At 62.0% G+C, this 17,480-nt stretch carries 11 protein-coding genes; 5 read left to right on the top strand and 6 right to left on the bottom strand.

Going from position 1 to position 17,480, the window contains the following annotated elements; all coding sequences use genetic code 11:
• The first annotated feature begins 12 nt into the window (after positions 1-12).
• Positions 13-954: a class I SAM-dependent methyltransferase gene (locus KW846_RS17105; protein WP_218483659.1), complete on the top strand. Its 942-nt coding sequence runs from the start codon at positions 13-15 to the stop codon at positions 952-954.
• Positions 955-987: 33 nt separating this feature from the next.
• On the opposite strand, the gene KW846_RS17100 is transcribed toward KW846_RS17105, so the two are convergent.
• The 4 genes from KW846_RS17100 to KW846_RS17085 all read right to left on the bottom strand — a co-directional run bounded on the left by KW846_RS17100 (position 988) and on the right by KW846_RS17085 (position 8,313).
• Positions 988-3,810, bottom strand: coding sequence for an RHS repeat-associated core domain-containing protein (locus KW846_RS17100; protein WP_218483656.1), 2,823 nt, complete (start codon positions 3,808-3,810; stop codon positions 988-990).
• 172 nt (positions 3,811-3,982) lie between these two features.
• Positions 3,983-5,320: an MFS transporter gene (locus tag KW846_RS17095; protein WP_218483654.1), complete on the bottom strand. Its 1,338-nt coding sequence runs from the start codon at positions 5,318-5,320 to the stop codon at positions 3,983-3,985.
• Positions 5,321-5,357: 37 nt separating this feature from the next.
• Positions 5,358-6,434: a C45 family peptidase gene (locus KW846_RS17090; RefSeq protein ID WP_218483652.1), complete on the bottom strand. Its 1,077-nt coding sequence runs from the start codon at positions 6,432-6,434 to the stop codon at positions 5,358-5,360.
• Between the two features lie 151 nt (positions 6,435-6,585).
• Positions 6,586-8,313 (bottom strand): amidohydrolase, encoded by a 1,728-nt coding sequence (locus tag KW846_RS17085; RefSeq protein WP_218483649.1) that lies wholly within the window; start codon positions 8,311-8,313, stop codon positions 6,586-6,588.
• A 105-nt stretch (positions 8,314-8,418) separates the two neighbouring features.
• On the opposite strand from KW846_RS17085, the gene KW846_RS17080 reads away from it, so the two are divergent.
• Entirely contained in the window at positions 8,419-9,330 is a 912-nt protein-coding gene (locus KW846_RS17080; RefSeq protein ID WP_218483647.1) for a LysR family transcriptional regulator, read from the top strand.
• A gap of 112 nt (positions 9,331-9,442) precedes the next feature.
• Here KW846_RS17080 and KW846_RS17075 read toward each other — a convergent pair whose 3' ends face one another.
• Positions 9,443-10,216 carry a helix-turn-helix transcriptional regulator gene (locus KW846_RS17075; protein ID WP_218483645.1) on the bottom strand — a complete coding sequence of 258 codons (774 nt, stop codon included), beginning with the start codon at positions 10,214-10,216 and terminating at the stop codon, positions 9,443-9,445.
• 110 nt (positions 10,217-10,326) lie between these two features.
• Here KW846_RS17075 and KW846_RS17070 point away from each other — a divergent pair, with 110 nt between their 5' ends.
• Positions 10,327-11,430, top strand: coding sequence for an extracellular solute-binding protein (locus tag KW846_RS17070; RefSeq protein ID WP_218483643.1), 1,104 nt, complete (start codon positions 10,327-10,329; stop codon positions 11,428-11,430).
• 166 nt (positions 11,431-11,596) lie between these two features.
• Positions 11,597-12,727 (top strand): P1 family peptidase, encoded by a 1,131-nt coding sequence (locus KW846_RS17065; protein ID WP_218483642.1) that lies wholly within the window; start codon positions 11,597-11,599, stop codon positions 12,725-12,727.
• Positions 12,728-13,063: 336 nt separating this feature from the next.
• On the opposite strand, the gene KW846_RS17060 is transcribed toward KW846_RS17065, so the two are convergent.
• Entirely contained in the window at positions 13,064-13,786 is a 723-nt protein-coding gene (locus tag KW846_RS17060) for a GNAT family N-acetyltransferase (RefSeq protein ID WP_218483639.1), read from the bottom strand.
• A 279-nt stretch (positions 13,787-14,065) separates the two neighbouring features.
• Here KW846_RS17060 and KW846_RS17055 point away from each other — a divergent pair, with 279 nt between their 5' ends.
• Complete coding sequence (locus KW846_RS17055) at positions 14,066-17,443, top strand: Ig-like domain-containing protein (protein ID WP_218483637.1); 3,378 nt, start codon at positions 14,066-14,068, stop codon at positions 17,441-17,443.
• The last annotated feature ends 37 nt before the right edge of the window (positions 17,444-17,480 follow it).

Raw genomic sequence — 17,480 nt, 5'->3', positions numbered from 1 at the left:
CGACCCGACCCGATGAACCCTGAAGCCCTAGCCACCCTCGACCAGCACCTGCTGACCGCCCTCGCAGCCGCCCCTGCCGAAACCCGTCGCCTGTTCCACGGCCGTGGCCGCTGCTGGCCGGGGCTGGAGCAAGTGACCGTGGACTGGTTGCAGGGCGTGGTATTGGTGGCGTTGTTCAAGGAGCCTGAAGCCGGGCAACTGGAAGACCTGAAGCAGCGGCTGATGGCGATCACCCAGTCTGAACAGTGGGCAAAATCCGGCGCCCATACGCTGTTGCTGCAACATCGCTACCTGCTGCAAAGCACCACCGAATGGCTGCAAGGCGAAGTCATCGAAGAAATGACCATCACCGAGGGTGGCCTGAAATACCGGGTCGACCTGGGCCGCAAGCAGAACACCGGGCTGTTCCTCGACATGCGCTACGGCCGCGACTGGGTCCGTGCCAACGCACAGGGCAAGCGGGTGCTGAACCTGTTCGCCTACACCTGCGGCTTCTCGGTGGCGGCCATCGAAGGCGGCGCGAGCCACGTGGTCAACCTCGACATGTCGAGCCCGGCCCTGAGCCGTGGCCGCGACAATCACCGCCTCAACGGCCATGACCTGGGCAAGGTCAGCTTCCTCGGCCACGACCTGTTCAAGTCCTGGGGCAAGGTGATCGGCAAAGGCCCGTACGACCTGGTGATCATCGACCCGCCGTCGTTCCAGAAAGGCAGCTTCTTGCTGACCAAGGATTACCAGCGGGTGCTGCGTCGCCTGCCGGAATTGCTCAGCCCTGAAGGCACGGTGTTGGCCTGCATGAACGACCCGGCGTTTGGGGCGGACTTCCTGATCGATGGCGTGACTCGTGAGGCGCCAGGTCTGCGGTTCGAGCAGCGGCTGGAGAATCCGCCGGAGTTTCCGGATGCGGATGTTGAGTGTGGGTTGAAGGCGTTGGTGTTCAGGCTGGGTAAATAGAGATTTTTCACGTCACGGATCAACATCGTCCCCTCACCGCTTACCAAACAGCTTTTGTAAAAACGAAGGTGTTCTGGGTTCTCTCCGGACTGAGGGAGTCGGCTCGGCGGCAAAAGCTCTGGAGGCTCGTCCAAGTCTATTCGAAGGTCCGGCTTTCCTTGATTCGATTTTCCTTGATTCGATTTTCCTTGATTCGGCATTCCTGGATTCGGATTCTTTGATTCGGACTTGCTGGGCCGTCAGCCCCGTAGCCTCCATTTTAAAGATGATATTCATTCCTTCGTTATCGTCCCAACGTACTTTCGAAGCCTCCCAAACGCCCTGTTCTTTCAAGTACCCGATCAAATCGTTGAAGTCACACCTGAACGCATTCACAAGACGCGAATACTCCTCAGGCGAGTCAATGGAACTCAATCGCAGTGTTGAATCAAATGTCGAACTTTCAGGAATCGGGACATAGCTCACTGACTGTTGTTGCGGAGCGATTTCACGAATCATCGCATCGACGTCGATTGATGACTCGGGTTTGTAGTGCCCGGAATGGTTGGTGATAACGAATCTTGACGAGTCCTGTTCGTCAACCTTCAACACCCCGGCAAACTCTGGCAGGCCCATCTCGGGTTGTATGCCCATGTGCTGAAAATACAAATTTGTAAAAAGACGGAGCTTACGATCCTGATCGCGAAATAGGGCAACCGCGCTCCCGAATAAACTAGATACCCACTCAGAACTTTCCCCCTCGATTACTTTCAATCCGCGGCCATAAACGGGTCCGACACTCACGAAAGTGCTTTTGTCTTCACTCCAAATCAATTCTTCGAACCACCCTGTTCCAATACTTGGGGCAATGGGGTCAACAATATCGATAATAAAAATGTCCACCGGAATTTTTAAAGTGCCTTGCCAGTCGTAGAAGCTGACGGGATTGTTTCCAACCATTTGATAGACATTAAGACCATCTATGTTCCCCGCAGGATCGGGACAAATCCAGCGCTGCAACCACGGCACGTAATACCGGTAGCCATAGTAATAAAGCCCGGTTGCATCCCGTTCCTTACCCGAGTAGCGCATGGTTTTGTACTGCGCCACCAACGCACTTTTCCCCGCCCAACACGCCGTGCCGCCAAAGGGATAATAGTGTTCCTGGGTCAGCACACCCGCCTCATCGTCCAGTTCTAGTGTGCTGGAGCCGAGGTGATCGCTGAGGCTGTAACGCAACTGGTCGTCATGATCACCTTCGGGCCAATGCAACGCCCGTACGTTAGTACGCCCGGCTTCGATGCTGATGACGTGATGTTCTTTGCCATCGGCCTGGCGGTGAATTTCCAGACCAGGGAGGTAACGGACCTCGGTGCGCAGGGTGCGACCGCTGCTTTGGGCGAATCCCACTTTGCGCAAGCGATGGCCGGGGCGGTCGTAGCGGTAGCATTCGTAGTCGTCGGGCTCGGTTTGGCGCTGGACCAAGGTGACCTGACTCAACTGGTTGCGCAGGTCCCAGGTCATGGCTTGGCCACGCTGCAGTTCCCGTTGATTGCCGCAGGCGTCGAAGCCCATGGCAATCTCGGGTTCTCCCGGCAATGAGCCGTCGCCCCGTTGCGCCAGGCTGCGATTGCTTCGGGTCGAGGTGAACATCGAGAAACCCGGTGCGCCGCTGTGCTGGCGGGTGATCAGGTTGCCGCCCCGGTCGTACTCGAAGCATTGGGTGTAATTGCGCCGTTGGTTGGGGTCCAGCGGTGTGGGTAAAAGCTCCGGCAGCATCGGGCCGTGGCTCGGCTGGCTGACCTCCCAGCCCCGGGCTTCGACCAGTTGGTACAGGCTGTCATAGCGGTAGCGGTTGACCGGGTCGATGCGCTGGTTGTTGAAGTGGATCACCGGTTGGGCCAGGTCTTGCAGCTCGACGATATTGCCCACCGCATCGTAAACGTAGTTCAGATCCTGCAACGGCTTTTGACTGCCGAGCGCGGCCTGCAACCTGAGCAAGCGACCGTCATCCGCCGCGTATTCGACACGGGTCACCACGCCATTGCCCGCAGTTTCGCTTTCGACCTGATCGAGAGCGTTGTAGCGGATGGCGCTGACCAATCGTTTTGGCGGTTTCCCCTCCCCGACCGCTTGCAGCCAGGCCTCATCCGGCTTGCCCGCGAGGTCGTAACCGAAAGTGCGCAGATTGCCCATGGCGTCGGTCTGCTGCCGTAGCTCGCCCGTGGGATTGAAGGTGTAGCGGGTGATGAACGGGCGGGTTTCCAGCAACTCATCGCGGGCCTCGGGTTCGAGAGGCCAGTCAGGCGTTTCAAGCTCGGCGAGAAAGCGCTGCTCTTCCCGCAACACCGCTGCGGCCATTCCATACTCGGGATAGATCTGACTGCCGGCCGGATCGTCATGACGGATCAGTTGACCGCACTGGTTGCGTACAGCGGATGCTGGATCGGAGCCAGCGTAGGTCAAGCGCTCGACCACGCGCGCAGCCTCTCCTGCAGCCTGCTCCACCAACGCGAGAGGGCGCCGCTGAGGGTCATATTCGAGGTGCCGCTGGCTGCCGCGAGCGTCCCAGAACGAACAGGGCAAGCCGCTCTGATCCAGCAAGCTCAGTTGCCAACCGGCATCGACGCTGTCGGTGCACAATGGCTGGCCGTTCAGGCCATATACGCTGGCCAGATTCGGCTTCAGTGCCGCTCCCCACAATCGCGGATCCCACGACTCCACCAAGCGCCCCGCCGCATCGAAACCTTGCCGGCTGATGCGCGAATCAATCCCGGCGCTGTCGGGATGCCGGCAGTAACCCACGCCGCGAATCGCCAGGGCGCGCGGATCGATGACCGACAGCGTCGGTGTCGCAGTGTGTGGGTGAGCGTTCACGGCATCGTCTGTCCTTCGCTCGGATCGCGGACAGCGTGAGCCTTTTTTGCGCCGGCCGATACTGTAAGAAGTAACAGGTCGGTGATTCTCCTTGCAGGAGTCGGCTTGCCAGCGATGACGTCATTGCATTCACCACCGCCATCGCCAGCAAGCCGGCTCCTACGGACTCTGCTTAGCCCAATTTTATCTGCACGCCACGCGGCACCGACGCCCCACTGTCCTCATCGATCTGCGCCATGCTCAAGTGCGCGGTTTCCTTGAGGAACAACGAGCAGACCGCGACGATGGCCAACGCCAGCGTGCCGTAGATCGCAACACCAAGCGGATTGTGATCGGTGGCAATCAGGATCGCCGTGGCCACGCTCGAAGCCGTGCCGCCGCCCAGTGCCGCGCCGATCTGGTAGGCGGCGGACATTCCCGAATAGCGCATGTCCCTGGGGAATTGCTCAGCCAGGAACGCCGGGATAGGTCCTTGTGTGGCGCCCATGAAGGCACCGACGGCGATATACGCCAGGGTTGAAACCAGCAGGCTTTTCAGACCGACCAGCGCAAAGAACCCGAAGAACCCCAGCGCCATGATGATCGCCCCCAGCACCATCACTTTGCGTCGACCGATCCGGTCGGACAGCAGGGCAAACAGTGGCGCGGTCACCACGATGGCCACCGACAGCGAAAAATCGAAGATCAGTGCATCGGTGCTGCCGTAACCGATCTGCGTGGCGTACGACAAAAAAAACGTGCTGCCGATGTAGGCAATGGTCACGTAGCCAAACGCAATCCCCGTGCACAGCAGCATTTCCTTCGGCCGCGCCCGCAGTGCCGCGATCAGTGGCATACGCACCGGCGTCTTGTGTTCGACGCGCTGTTCAACCGTTTTTTGCAGCCGCGCATAGAGCCCGATCAACACCAGCACACCACCCAGCCAGAAGGGAATGCGCCAGGCGAAATCGGCGAGATTATCGTTGGAGGCGACACTGACAATGCCGAACACTGCCGCGCCGAGGATGCCGCCGATGCCGATCCCCATGCTGGTGAAACTGCCCCACAACCCTCGTCGACCGGGCGGCGCCGACTCGATACCGAACAGCGCCGCCCCGCCCCACTCACCACCGGCGGCGAAGCCTTGTATCAACCGCAGCAACACCAGCAGTGCCGGTGCGGCCAGGCCTATCGACGAATAGCCCGGCAGGCAGCCGATCAGCAAGGTGCTCAAGCCCATAAGCAACAGGGTGATCACCAGCATTTTCTGGCGGCCGATCCTGTCGCCGTAGTGCCCGAACACCATGCCGCCCAATGGCCGGGCAAAAAAGCCTGCGCCAAAGGCGCCGAAGGCAAACAGCGTGGCGGTGAGCGGGTCCATCTGCGGGAAGAACACCTTGGGAAACACCAGCGCCGCCGCCGTGCCGTAGATGACGAAGTCATAGAACTCCAGCGCGGTGCCCATGCCGGAGACGAAGAAGGTTCTGAGGGCGGACTGCGAACCCGCCGGGGAATGACCGTAACTAGCCATATCGAGTGCTCTTTTTGTTGTTATGGAGGACGTCGTTTCAGAAGCGCTGGAAGCCGTCGCGGGCCAGCAGCATCGGGTTGCCGGCGGCGTATTCGAGGACCGCGTTTTCGCTGTCGATGCCGAGGGTCAGCAGGGTTTCCCAGCGCTCGGTGGCCGGCATGCTCAGGTCCGGATGGAAACAGATCGGCGCCTCGTCCCCGGCGTCACCGCACATGGCCGCAGCCCGGCGATTCAAGTCGCCATGGATCATCTCGACCCGGGCCGCGTTGACATGGGCCAGGCGTGCGTAGGTGGTCGATGCATCCGGCGTTCGCTCGCCAAGGCTCAGCACCGGGTCAAGGAAGTGATTGGTGTGGGTGATCCAGCCGTCTTCGCCGGGCAGGACCACGGCGGTGCCGGCGGCGGACATTTCAATGCTCGCCGCCCGTGGCGTCGTATCATGGTTCGAGAACACGGTCAGGACGGTCGACGCACTGACCCGCGCCGACCGCGCCAAGGCAATGGCCTCTTCAACGCTGGTCGCCTCCTCCAGGATCCGTCGGGCAATGGCGTGCACCGGCACGCCGGCTACCGCGTTGTCGCTGGCGTGGTGGAGGATGTTGAAATGCAGCCCGAGGCCGGCGCTGTTCACACCGATCTTGCCCAGCATGCCGAACTCGGTGAACAGCTTGACGGTCATGCCGCAACGGTTTATCAGTTGCAGCAGCATGCCGTGGGGTACCAGCGAGTCGTGCCAGTCCCAGGTCTGGAGGGTCCTGGGCGCATCGGCCCCCGCCGGCGCGAAGACCGCCGTGGAGCATTCGCCCTCGAGAGAGGCCGGCATCACCGCGAGGATTTCCGTGCGGGCGTTCAGGCTCGCCAGTTGCCACAGGGGAATCCCGGCGCCTTCGGCCGTGGCTCGCAGTTCCTGGGCCAGGCTCGGGCTCCAGTCGGTGAGTGCTTGCAGGCTGGCTTCGCCCAGGGCGCGCACCTGCTCGGATGCCACGCCCACCTGATTGAAAAAGTCGAGATAGAGCGCCACCGTCTGGCCGATTTGCGCCGCCCAGGTTTCTCCGATTTGCTGGCCTCGGATCTGGGGGTTGTGGGTGTCGGTGACGAAGCAATGCAGTTTCACGAGCGGTGTTCCTTTTTTGCGTGGGTATTCAACCTGTGGGAGCGGGCTTGCTCGCGAAAGCGGTGGTTCAGCTTGCATCAATGTTGAATGTGCCGCCGCCTTCGCGAGCAAGCCCGCTCCCACAGGGTTTGTGTGTTCTGGTGGATCGGGTTCAGGGATTGCGGGCAAAAATCTCGCGGCCGGCGAACCAGGTCTGCAGTACTTGGGTATCGCGCAGGGCCTCGGGCTTGACGGTGAAGACATCCCGGTCGAGGACGATCATGTCGGCCTGTTTGCCCGGCTTGAGCGAACCGATCCGGTCTTCAAGGCGCAGGGTGCGGGCGGCGTTGAGGGTGTAGGCCTGGAACATGGTCTGGCGGTCGATCGCTTCGGCGGCGTTGAGCACGCCTTTGGGGCCGGTGCGGCTGACCGCCTGGTAGATCGCCTTCCACGGATCCGGCGTGGTGATCGGCCAGTCGCTGGCGCCGGCAATGGTCGCGCCGTTCTTGAGCAACGAGCGGGCCGGGTACGAATACAGGAAGGCCATGGCACTGACATAGGGCTTGACCAGTTCCATGCTCGACTCATCGGCCATGGCCCAATACAGCTGCATCGAGGCATTCACGTTGAGGGTTTTGAACCGGGCGAATTCCTTGGGGTTGACCATTTGCAGGTGCGTGATGGAGTGGGGAATCCCGCTTTGTCGATCCTTGCGCGCCTGTTCGATGCCGTTGAGCGATTCACGCACCGCGCGGTCGCCAATCGCGTGGATGTGCACCAGCCAGCCACGGGCGTCGGCAGCGCTGACCAGTTCGCCGAAGTGCGCCGGATCGATCAGCAATTCGCCGGATTTTTTCGAGTTCTTGTAGGGCTCCAGCATGGCGGCGCTTTGCGCCGGGACTTCCGCCACGCCGTCGGCAAACACCTTGATCCCCGGCAGGGTCAGGTTGGGCACGCCGAGGAACTGCTGGCGAACCTTGTCCAGTTCATCGAGATCGGCCGGTGTGGCTTTCGAATCGGCCATCAGCAGTGCGGCGACATGCGCAGTCAGCTCGCCGCGTTCGGCCAGCGCCTTGTAGATCGGCAACACCCCCAGCGATTGATTGTTCACATCGCCGCCGGGAATTTCATTGGCGATGGGGTCCATCCAACCGGTGATGCCCAGGCTTTTGTAATAGTCGAGTGCTGCACGCGCGCCCGCCATCAGCTCCTCGGTGGTCGGCGGGGGCAGCAGGGCCTGCACCGGGTACAGTCCGGCGTCGACCAGGAAGCCATTGGGCCGTCCATCGTCGTGATGCCCTATCGTGGCCTGCTCTTCGTCCTTCAACGCCTTGACCCGCGCGGCATCCACACCGGCACGCTGGAGCATGGCCCGGTTGGCCCACCCCGTGTGCAGGTCCCAGCCCAGAAAGAGAATCGGCGTGTCAGCCCATTCGCCCTGATTGAAGCGCTGCTCAAGTGCCTCGACCTGGCTCCAGTAAGTCGATGGCAGGCCGCCGACGCTGAGGATGTCACCGTGTTTGGCCTTGCCGTCTTCGCGCCACTGGCGCAGGCGTTTTTCCAGCTCATCGAGCGCCAGCAACTCGCCGTCCAGATTGGCCTGACGCAATTGCAGGCCGCCCTTCACCGTATGTGAGTGCGAGTCGATAAACCCCGGCATCAGCACCTTGCCGCCCAGGTCGACGATGCGCGTACCCGGCTGTTTGAGCCGCAGCACCTGGGCATCGGAACCCACCGCCGAAACCTTGCCGTTCTCGACCGCGATGGCCTGCTGCAAGGGCTGGCCAGGTTCGGCGGTGTACACCCTGGCGTTGTGCAGGATGAGATCGACAGCGGCCATACTTTCCATCGAGGAACAGGCCAGAGCAAGTGACGCGGCCAGGGTCAGAATCTGTTTCATGGGTGGCTCTTTATTTTTGTTGGGCTGTAGCCAAGACTATCCAAGCCTAATCGAGAACTGAATGCCTGCTCCCGCACAACTTCTGTGCCTATCAGGAATAGATAAATGGATAAAATGAGTGCCCTGACCATGTTCGTCGCCACCGCCGAACAGGGTAATTTCAGCCGAGCCGCCGACCTGCTCGGCAAGACCCCGTCCGCCCTGACCAAAGCCGTGGCCCAACTGGAGGAAGAACTCGGCACGCGCCTGTTCGACCGCACCACCCGGCGCATGGCGCTGACCGAAGCCGGTCGCATCTACCTGGAAGGCGCACGCCAGGCGCTGATGCAACTGCAACTGGCCACCGAGGACGTGGAGCAGTTGCAGCATGAGCTGCGCGGCGACCTGCGGATCACCGCCCCGCCCTCGTTCGCACCGGCTTTTCTGAACCAGGTGTGCTGTCGTTTTTTGACTGCGCACCCGCAGGTCAAACTGGAAGTGGACCTGAGCGATAACTTCGAAGACCCGGTGGACGGTGGCTACGACCTGGCCCTGCGCGACGGCCCCATCGACCTGCCTGGCGTGATCGCGCAGCCGCTGGTGGATAACCAGATGTTGCTCTGCGCCAGCCCGGCTTACCTGGCGCGCAAAGGCGAGGATGTTTCACTGGAGAACTATCAGCAGCACGACTGGCTGATCTTCCGCCACCCGCTGCTCAACCGGCATTTCTGGTGGGTCAAGCAAGGCGAACAACGGATTCGGCTGACACAACCGACGCCGCGGGTAGCCAGCGACAACTACGATTTTCTGCTGGCCTGCCTGCTCGATGGGCAAGGTTTGCAGTTCACCCCGCAATGGAGTGCCGAGCCCTATCTGGCGCGTGGCGAACTGGTCGAGTTGATGCCGCAGTACTGGCGTGAACCCAGTGCGTTCGGGCCGTGGATCTACGTGCTGTATCTGGCCCACCGGCGCAACACGCGCAAGGTGAAAGTGTTCATCGAATACCTCAAGGCGCATTGGCAGCAACAGCAGGCCTGAAGACCGCATAGCGCCCTTCGCGAGCAGGCTCGCTCCCACAATGAAATGCAGTTCAACTGTGGGAGCGAGCCTACTCGCGAAGGCGACGGCTTGGTCAACCAGACAATCCGGATTAACGCGGCTGCAACACCAGCGCAAACAACTCGCCATGCCCGTTCACGTTGAGCTTGTGATAGAGGTTGCGCCGGTGCACTTTCACCGTTTCCGGGGAGATGCCCATTTGCTGGGCGATGGCCTTGCTGGAGAAGCCCTGGAGAATCAGGCGCGCGGTTTCGATTTCCCGCATGGTCAGGCGGGCATCGAAGCGATCGAGCAAGGTCGCCAGATCGCCGGCCGGCGGTTCAGCGACCGACCCTTCCGGAGGCAGCAAATCCAGGTGTCGGCGCATCGCGGACAGCACCCAGTCACGCACGCATAGCAGGCGCCCCTGATCCTCAAGGCCAAAGCGCGTCGAACGCCCGAGGGACAGGCCAAGCACGGCGCCGTCGAGGTTGACCATGAACTGCAACTCGTCGCCACCGACCACGGTGCTGAAATAACTCAGGTAGTACTCGCTGTGCTGGAACTGGTCGGGGGCCACCGATTCGAGGCTGTGCAAGCCGTCGGCGATGCCGGCGCACACGGCTTGATAGAACGGATCGAGCAAGTACATGCCGGCGCGGTAATCCGCCAGTTCTTCCTGCTCGGCACTGTTGCCCTTGGCATCGAAATCAATCAGCAGGCGCGGCACGTGGCCCGGACGCATCAGCGCCACCAGGGCGTTGTCCAGCGGTACCAGCAGCCGCAGGGTATCGACCAGCGCCCGCCAGAAACCATCCCGCCCCACCGTCGTGAAGACCCGCGCCAGCCCCTGGTGCACCGGCAACTCTTTCAACAACGCGTCCACGCACTACCCCTTTTGAGTAACCCATGATGGGAATGGGTGAAGGCCACCCCGGTCGATACGCTGAAAACTCCTGATTACCACCGGCCGCAACAGGCCAGGAGTGCCGCATCATGAGTCGTCACCGCTTGTATTTCAATCTGGGGTTTGGCGCCTGTCTGGCAGTGTCGCTGTCGGCGCAAGCCGTCGAAGCCCCGACCGTGCACGTGTACAACTGGTACGACTACATCGGCCCCACGACCCTGCATGACTTCAAGCGTGACACCGGGATCGCGCCGGTCTACGACACCTTCGACAGCGCCGAAGTGCTCGAAGGCAAGTTGCTCACCAGCCGCAGCGGCTACGACGTGGTGGTGGCCAGCAACTTCAGTCTGCCCACGCTGATCAAGGCCGGTGCCCTCGCCCCACTGCCCCGGGCGCAGATGCCGGACTTCAAGAACATGGACACCGATCTGCTGGCGAAACTGGCCAACAACGATCCGGGCAACCAGTACGCCGTGCCGTACCTGTGGGGCACCAACGGCATCGGCTACAACGTCGACAAAGTGCGCGCGGTACTGGGCGACAAGGCACCGGTGGACTCCTGGGACCTGGTGTTCAAGGAGGAGAACCTGGCCAAGCTCGGCGAGTGCGGCGTGGCCATGCTCGACTCGCCGTCGGAGATGCTGCCGGTCGCCCTGCACTACCTCGGCCTGCCGCCCAACAGCACCAACCCGGAAGACTACAAGAAGGCCGAAGCGCTGCTGCTCAAGCTGCGGCCGCACATTGCCTACTTCAACTCGTCGAAGTTCATCAGCGACCTGTCCAACGGCAACATCTGCGTGGCGGTCGGCTGGTCCGGCGCCATGCTCGAAGCCAAGACCACCGCCGAGCAGGCCGGCAACGGCGTGAAGATCGCCTACAGCCTGCCCAAGGAAGGCGCGCCGGTGTGGTTCGACACCCTGGTGCTGCTCAAGGACGCCCCGCACCCTGAACAAGGGATGGCCTTCATCGACTACCTGATGCGCGCCGAGGTCATCGCCCCGGTCAGCGACCACCTCAACTACCCCAACGGCAACCGCAACGCGACCACGCTGGTGGCCGAAGCGACCCGCAACAACCCGGCCGTCTACCCGTCAGCCGAAGCCATGGCCACCCTGTTCACCCTCCAGCCCCTGCCGCCGGCGACCGAGCGCGTGCGCACGCGAATCTGGAGCAAGGTCAAGAACGGCCAGTGAACACACCGCATGCCCCTGTGGGAGCGGGCTTGCTCGCGAAAGCGTTGGCTCAGCAAAAATTGATAGCGACTGACACTACGCCTTCGCGAGCAAGCCCGCTCCCACAGGGGATCTACGGTGCCCGAAATACCCTTTTTTCTGCCACGAATCGAAGATGAGAAAACCCATGAAACCACGCGCCCGCGACCTGAACATCCTGTTCGGCCAACTGCAACCCGGCCCGCTCAATGCCATCACCGACGTCCCCGGCGTGCGGGTCGGCCACTGTGATGTACGAGGACGCACGGCCAACGGCCGCGACATCCTTACCGGCGTCACCGTCATCGAACCGCGTGCCGGCTCCACCAGCCAGCAACCCTGCTTTGCCGGCGTGCATGTACTCAACGGCAATGGCGATGCCACCGGGCTGGAATGGATACGCGAAGCGGGCTTGCTGACCAGCCCCATCGCCTTCACCAACACCCACAGCCTGGGCGTGGTGCGCGATGCGCTGATCGTGGTCGACCGCGAGCAGCAAGCCGATGACGGGCGCCTCTACTGGAACATGCCGGTGGTGCTGGAAACCTTCGACGGCTTGCTCAACGACATCAACGGCTTTCACGTGAAGCCTGAGCACGTAGCCCAAGCCGTGCGCTCGGCGGTGGGTGGCCCGGTGGCTGAAGGCAATGTCGGCGGCGGCAGCGGCATGATCTGCCACGAATTCAAGGGCGGCATCGGCACCGCGTCGCGACGTTTGAACAGCGCTCAGGGCGGCTGGACAGTGGGGGCGATTGTCCAGGCCAACCATGGCATCCGTAACGAACTGCGCGTCGACGGGTATCCGGTCGGGCGCTACATGGAACAGGTCGATTCGCCGTTCCTCAAGGCCTCGCTGCCCCATCCGGGCATGGGTTCGATCGTGGTCTGCCTGGCCACCGATGCGCCGCTGCTGCCGCACCAGTGCACGCGCCTGGCCCAGCGCGCCAGCCTCGGCCTGGCTCGCACCGGCGGCGGCAATGAAGACCACAGCGGCGACATCTTCATCGCCTTCGCCACCGGTAACGATCACGTGCCACCGGCTGCCTACGAGAGCAAGAAAGCGCCGACCACAAACAACCTGAGCATGGTCAACAACGACCACATCAGCGAGCTGTTCCTGGCCGCCACCGAAGCCGTGGAAGAAGCCATCATCAATGCCCTGCTCGCCGCCGAAACGGCCGAAGGCAACGGGCATGGGGTGCCGGGGCTGGATGCCGAAACCCTGCTCGAGGCGTTGCGCCGCGCCGGCTGGCCGGGAGATGCGACTAGCGGTACTTGAGTGAAACACTCGGTCTTTCTAGGATGAACTTACGCAGTCGCTTGCTTGTGCAAGCCGCTGCGTAGGTGGTGAGTGAACTGAACCCCTACCAAGCTCACCGCCTGCTTCATGCGCATCTTGAGCCTCGAGGGCTCTACTTCCTCCCCATCAAAGAGCTTTGAGGCTCTTTTTTTGCCCCTGAAAAACCATCTCTCCATCAACACATTACATTCCCCCCTGTGGGAGCGGGCTTGCTCGCGAAGGCGGTGTGTCAGCCAACATGGTTGGCGACTGATACGACGCCTTCGCGAGCAAGCCCGCTCCTACAGGGAAATTGTGGTGTTTGGGAGCGTGCGCTCAGACCAGGCGCAACCGGGGGCCACTCGCCGGCACTGCCTCATCACCCAAGCGCTCGCGCACAAATTCACTGGCCTTGCGCGTCAACTGGTCCAGATGCCGGTCGCGCTGTTTTTCCGCGTCGGTCATGGCCCGCTTGCCGTGCTTTTGCAGCAGATAGGTATGAATCTGCCGCACTTCCAGCGAGCTGTAGATCGACGCCACGTCCAGCAGCGCCATCAAGCCATCGGTGCTGTGGTCGCGGGTATTCATCAACACCAGGGTCGCACGCACGCCCACCACCTGAAAACCCATCGCCTCGAAATACGGCACCTTGGCCACCGCGCAGGTCAGCTCGGCATGGGGATAGCGGCCGACCATTTCCCGCAGCATCCGCCGGGCCACACCCTGGCGCCGATACTCGGCCTGTACCGCCATGTACGCCACGCCACACGCCTCGGGGTCGTCCTGCACCGGCAGGTACAGCAAAAAGCCCAGCACCTTGTGCGGATCGTCTTCGTCCGTGGCAACGATCAGCTCCACGGCAATGCCTTTTTCACCGTTGAGCGCCTCCAGGTACAGGTGCACCTCATAGCCGATCGCGTATTGATAAAGGTTGTACAGCAGGTTGCTGGGCGGGATCGCGACCATGCTGATGTCGGTCAGGTTGTCGACCACCATCTGCAGGATCTGGCTATTGATGTGCTCGGGGCACGGGGTCTTGAAGTGGCTGATCAGGGGCATTGCGGTGACAGGCTCCGGGAGGCAAGGGCCGCCTATCATAACGCGCCTGACACTTGCGGTCCGAAGGGTGATGGTGGGGTGGCAGGTGATTGGGGAAATGGGTGGGTCAAGGCCCCCGAACTTGAGGATTGCTACCCACTTCGGCGCTACAGAAAAGTCTTAATATCTTGATACAAATCAGCCTTCCATACCCTCCGAGACTCCCTAGTGATTGGCGTAGCTCTTGCATCGACCGCATTGCGTACGTCAGCCACATCGGCGCGCCCCGAGGGAAACACTATGAAAAGCCTGCCTGACCTCAAACCGCTCGGTTTCAGCAAACCGGGCATCGCCGCTGTGATGCTGATCAACATCAGCCTCGGCACTGTCAACGCCACACCGCTGGACGATGTCAGCTATCCGCCGCCAACGGATCCTTCGGCTTATACCAACCCACCTGCCGACCCCCAGGCCGCGCTGGATGCCATTCTGACCATGCCGCCCACCTACCAGGGCGCCATCGCCCTGCCCAATGGTATGTACGGCACCCGCACGACGCCAACGACCGACAACGTGCTGCAGCCAGCCCAGCAAACATCATTCAAGATCCCCACCAATGGCAAGCCCAGCCCGTTGTTCGGGGCCCAGCCCTACACTCAGCAACTGCTGCTTCTCGAAGAGTTCGGCACGGAAAAACTCGACCCGACACTGCCAGCACCACCCCTGACGTTCCCGCCTCCGACCGTCGGCCCGGCGCCCGTGCAGGACCCGAACAGCATCGCCCGCAGCGGCCCTTCGGCCGCAGCGCTGGAAGCCTTCATGCGCCAGCCCGGGCTGTACCCGTTTCCGTCACAGTATTCCAACGCGCTGGACCGCAATCCGTGGCAAGCGCAGATCGAAGCCTTCCTCAATCGCCATCCGGTCGGCTCGCCGGCCGAAGGTCGTCCGCCAGGAAAAGGCTGGTCCCATCAGCGCTGGAACGAGTTCTACCCACAGGTCGCCTTCAAGACCGCTCAAGCGGGCGCCAAGCTCAACGGCGGCATGCGCGACCGCCGCCAGTTGCACAACTATGCCGTTGGTGAGTTCGGGCCGGGCGGCCTCTACAACCAGACCTCGGACACCCCGGTCATCGCGGGCACCACCAAAGGCATCGACACGCGTTTTCACCCCAACATGCCGATTCAGAACCACAAGGCGCTCTGGACCTTCGACGGCACCTTTCCGCCAAAACTGTTGATGGTGCGCTACGGCCAACCGGTGCTGATGCGACACTACAACGCCCTGCCGATCGATCCGTCGGCGAACATGGGGTTTGGCTTGCACACCCTCAGCACCCACGAACACAACGGCCACTCCCCGGCCGAAAGCGACGGCTATGCCAATGCGTTTTTCTTTCCTGGCCAGTACTACGACTATCGCTGGCCGGTGCAACTGGCCGGTTACGACACCATCAACACCACTGCGCAGGATCCGCGCGCGGCGTTCCCCTGCGCCCCAGGTGAAACCCTGTTCGTCAACGATGCCTCACCAGGCCTCAAGACCTGCAACAACGGCAGCATCAAGATCCGTGGCGACTGGCGCGAAACCATGAGCACCCACTGGTTCCACGACCACATGCTCGATTTCACCGCGCAGAACGTCTACAAGGGCAACGCGGTGATGATGAACTACTACAGCGCCCTGGACCGCGGTAACGAAGCCTTCGAAGACGGCGTGAACCTGCGCCTGCCCAGCGGTTCGGCGTTGCCCTGGGGCAACCGCGACTATGACGTCAACCTGATAGTGGCCGACAAGGCCTGGGATGCCAGTGGCCAGTTGTGGTTCAACCCGTTCAACACCGATGGCTTCCTCGGCGATCAGATCCTGGTCAACTGGCAGTACCAGCCACGCCTGAACGTGCGTGCGCGCAGCTATCGTTTCCGCATCCTCAATGGCTCGGTATCGCGCTACTTCAGGATTGCGCTGGTGCGTGAAGTCGTCGGCACCGGTGGCGAATTCCCCGGCCCGGCAGGTTCGGGCGTGTCCTATACCCGCGTGCCGTTCCACATGATCGCCAACGACGGCAACCTCATGGAACACGCCGTGCCGTTCGACGGCAGCATGGACCTGGACGGTGACGGTGATGTGCAGGACCACAACGCGATACTGCCCACCCAGGGTATTGCCGAGCGTTTCGACATCATCGTCAACTTCGCGAAAAACGGGATCAGCGTTGGCGACAAGCTGTACTTCGTCAACTTGATGGAGCACCAGACCGGCAAAGGTCCGGAGAGTGTACCGCTGAGTCTGGCCGATGTGCTGTCCGGCAAGTACAAGGCCGTGCTCAAGTTGGGCAGCAAAGGGCTGGAATGGGACGCCGGCGACCCGGTGGTGGGCAAGTTCATGCAGATGGTGGTCAAGCCTTATGCCGGCCAGGACGTGAGCATGAATCCCGCCGACTACGAACCCGCCAAACCGGGTAAAGCGGCCGGCAAGGTCATGATTCCGCTGACGGTCAACCGCGACGATCCAACGATGCAGGCCAAGCTCAAGACAGTGCGGCATCGCGAGTTCATCTTCGGTCGCTCCGACGGCACCGACCTGGCACCCTGGACCATCAAGACCGACGGTGGTTTCGGCTACCACATGGACCCACGGCGGATCAGCGCCGCACCGCAACTGGCCAACGGCCCGACCGATGCCGGGTTCTCCGGCGACGGCACCCTGGAAGTGTGGAAAATCAAGAACGGCGGCGGTGGCTGGAGCCACCCGGTACACGTGCATTTCGAAGAAGGCGTCGTCCTCAGCCGCGACGGCAAGGCACCGCCGGAATGGGAAAAATGGGCACGCAAGGACGTCTATCGCATCGGTGAAGGCATCGACAGCTCGCAGGAAGTGGAAATGGCAATCCGCTTCCGCGAATTCGCCGGGACCTACATGGAGCACTGCCACAATACCCAGCACGAGGACAACGCCATGTTGCTGCGCTGGGATATCGAGCACCCCGGCCAGTTCCAGTTGATGCCAACGCCCCTGCCCGGCTGGGACGGCGTCACCTACGTGAACTCCGCCGCGCTGCCAACCTTCCGCACGGGCGATACTCGCAACACTGATGGCGATAACAAACTGCCGATCGCCAACCCCGACAGCGCCATCAGCAACAGCGGCCCGGTGACCATCAACGTGCTGGCCAACGACAGCGACCCTGACGGCAACGTGCCGCTCAAAGTGGTGGGCCTGGAGCAACCGGACTCCGGCAAGGGCACGGTCACCACCGATGGCGTGCGCGTGATCTACACACCACCGGCCACGGTCCCCGCGCCGTTCACCGCGACCTTTACCTATAAGGTCGCCGATGCCAAGGGTGCGGAATCGGCACCGGCAACGGTGTCCGTGGCGGTCTCGGCAGCGGTCGTCGAGAACCTGATCGTCACCAGCGCTACCGTCACCGCCCGCAGCAACAACCGCTGGTATTGGGTGCTGTCCGGCACCACCTCGCGTGGCACGGGCAATACCATCACCGCGACGGTCACGACCACGACCGGCACGGCGAACCTTGGCACCGCCACCCTGACGCCTACGGCTACAGGCGCGCGCTGGAATATAGCGGTGACGACCGTCGGCAGTGCCCCCTCGCCGAGCCCGACAGCGACCATCAAGTCGGCATTCGGCAAAACCGTGACAGTGCCAGTGCACTAGAGCGGATTGATCAGCGCCCGGTTCATGCAATGTGGAC

Source organism: Pseudomonas sp. PDM32 (assembly GCF_019219225.1).
GTDB classification, from domain to species: Bacteria; Pseudomonadota; Gammaproteobacteria; order Pseudomonadales; family Pseudomonadaceae; genus Aquipseudomonas; species Aquipseudomonas laurylsulfatiphila.
Note: the sequence above shows the minus strand (reverse complement) of the source record. Positions and strands in the feature narration are given on the sequence as shown.

Bases quoted from the DNA above. Each gene is read 5' to 3' on its own strand.
- KW846_RS17070 (WP_218483643.1), top strand. From the start codon at position 10,327: ATGAGTCGTCACCGCTTGTATTTCAATCTGGGGTTTGGCGCCTGTCTG.
- KW846_RS17085 (WP_218483649.1), bottom strand. From the start codon at position 8,313: ATGAAACAGATTCTGACCCTGGCCGCGTCACTTGCTCTGGCCTGTTCC.
- KW846_RS17065 (WP_218483642.1), top strand. From the start codon at position 11,597: ATGAAACCACGCGCCCGCGACCTGAACATCCTGTTCGGCCAACTGCAA.
- KW846_RS17060 (WP_218483639.1), bottom strand. From the start codon at position 13,786: ATGCCCCTGATCAGCCACTTCAAGACCCCGTGCCCCGAGCACATCAAT.
- KW846_RS17105 (WP_218483659.1), top strand. From the start codon at position 13: ATGAACCCTGAAGCCCTAGCCACCCTCGACCAGCACCTGCTGACCGCC.
- KW846_RS17080 (WP_218483647.1), top strand. From the start codon at position 8,419: ATGGATAAAATGAGTGCCCTGACCATGTTCGTCGCCACCGCCGAACAG.
- KW846_RS17095 (WP_218483654.1), bottom strand. From the start codon at position 5,320: ATGGCTAGTTACGGTCATTCCCCGGCGGGTTCGCAGTCCGCCCTCAGA.
- KW846_RS17055 (WP_218483637.1), top strand. From the start codon at position 14,066: ATGAAAAGCCTGCCTGACCTCAAACCGCTCGGTTTCAGCAAACCGGGC.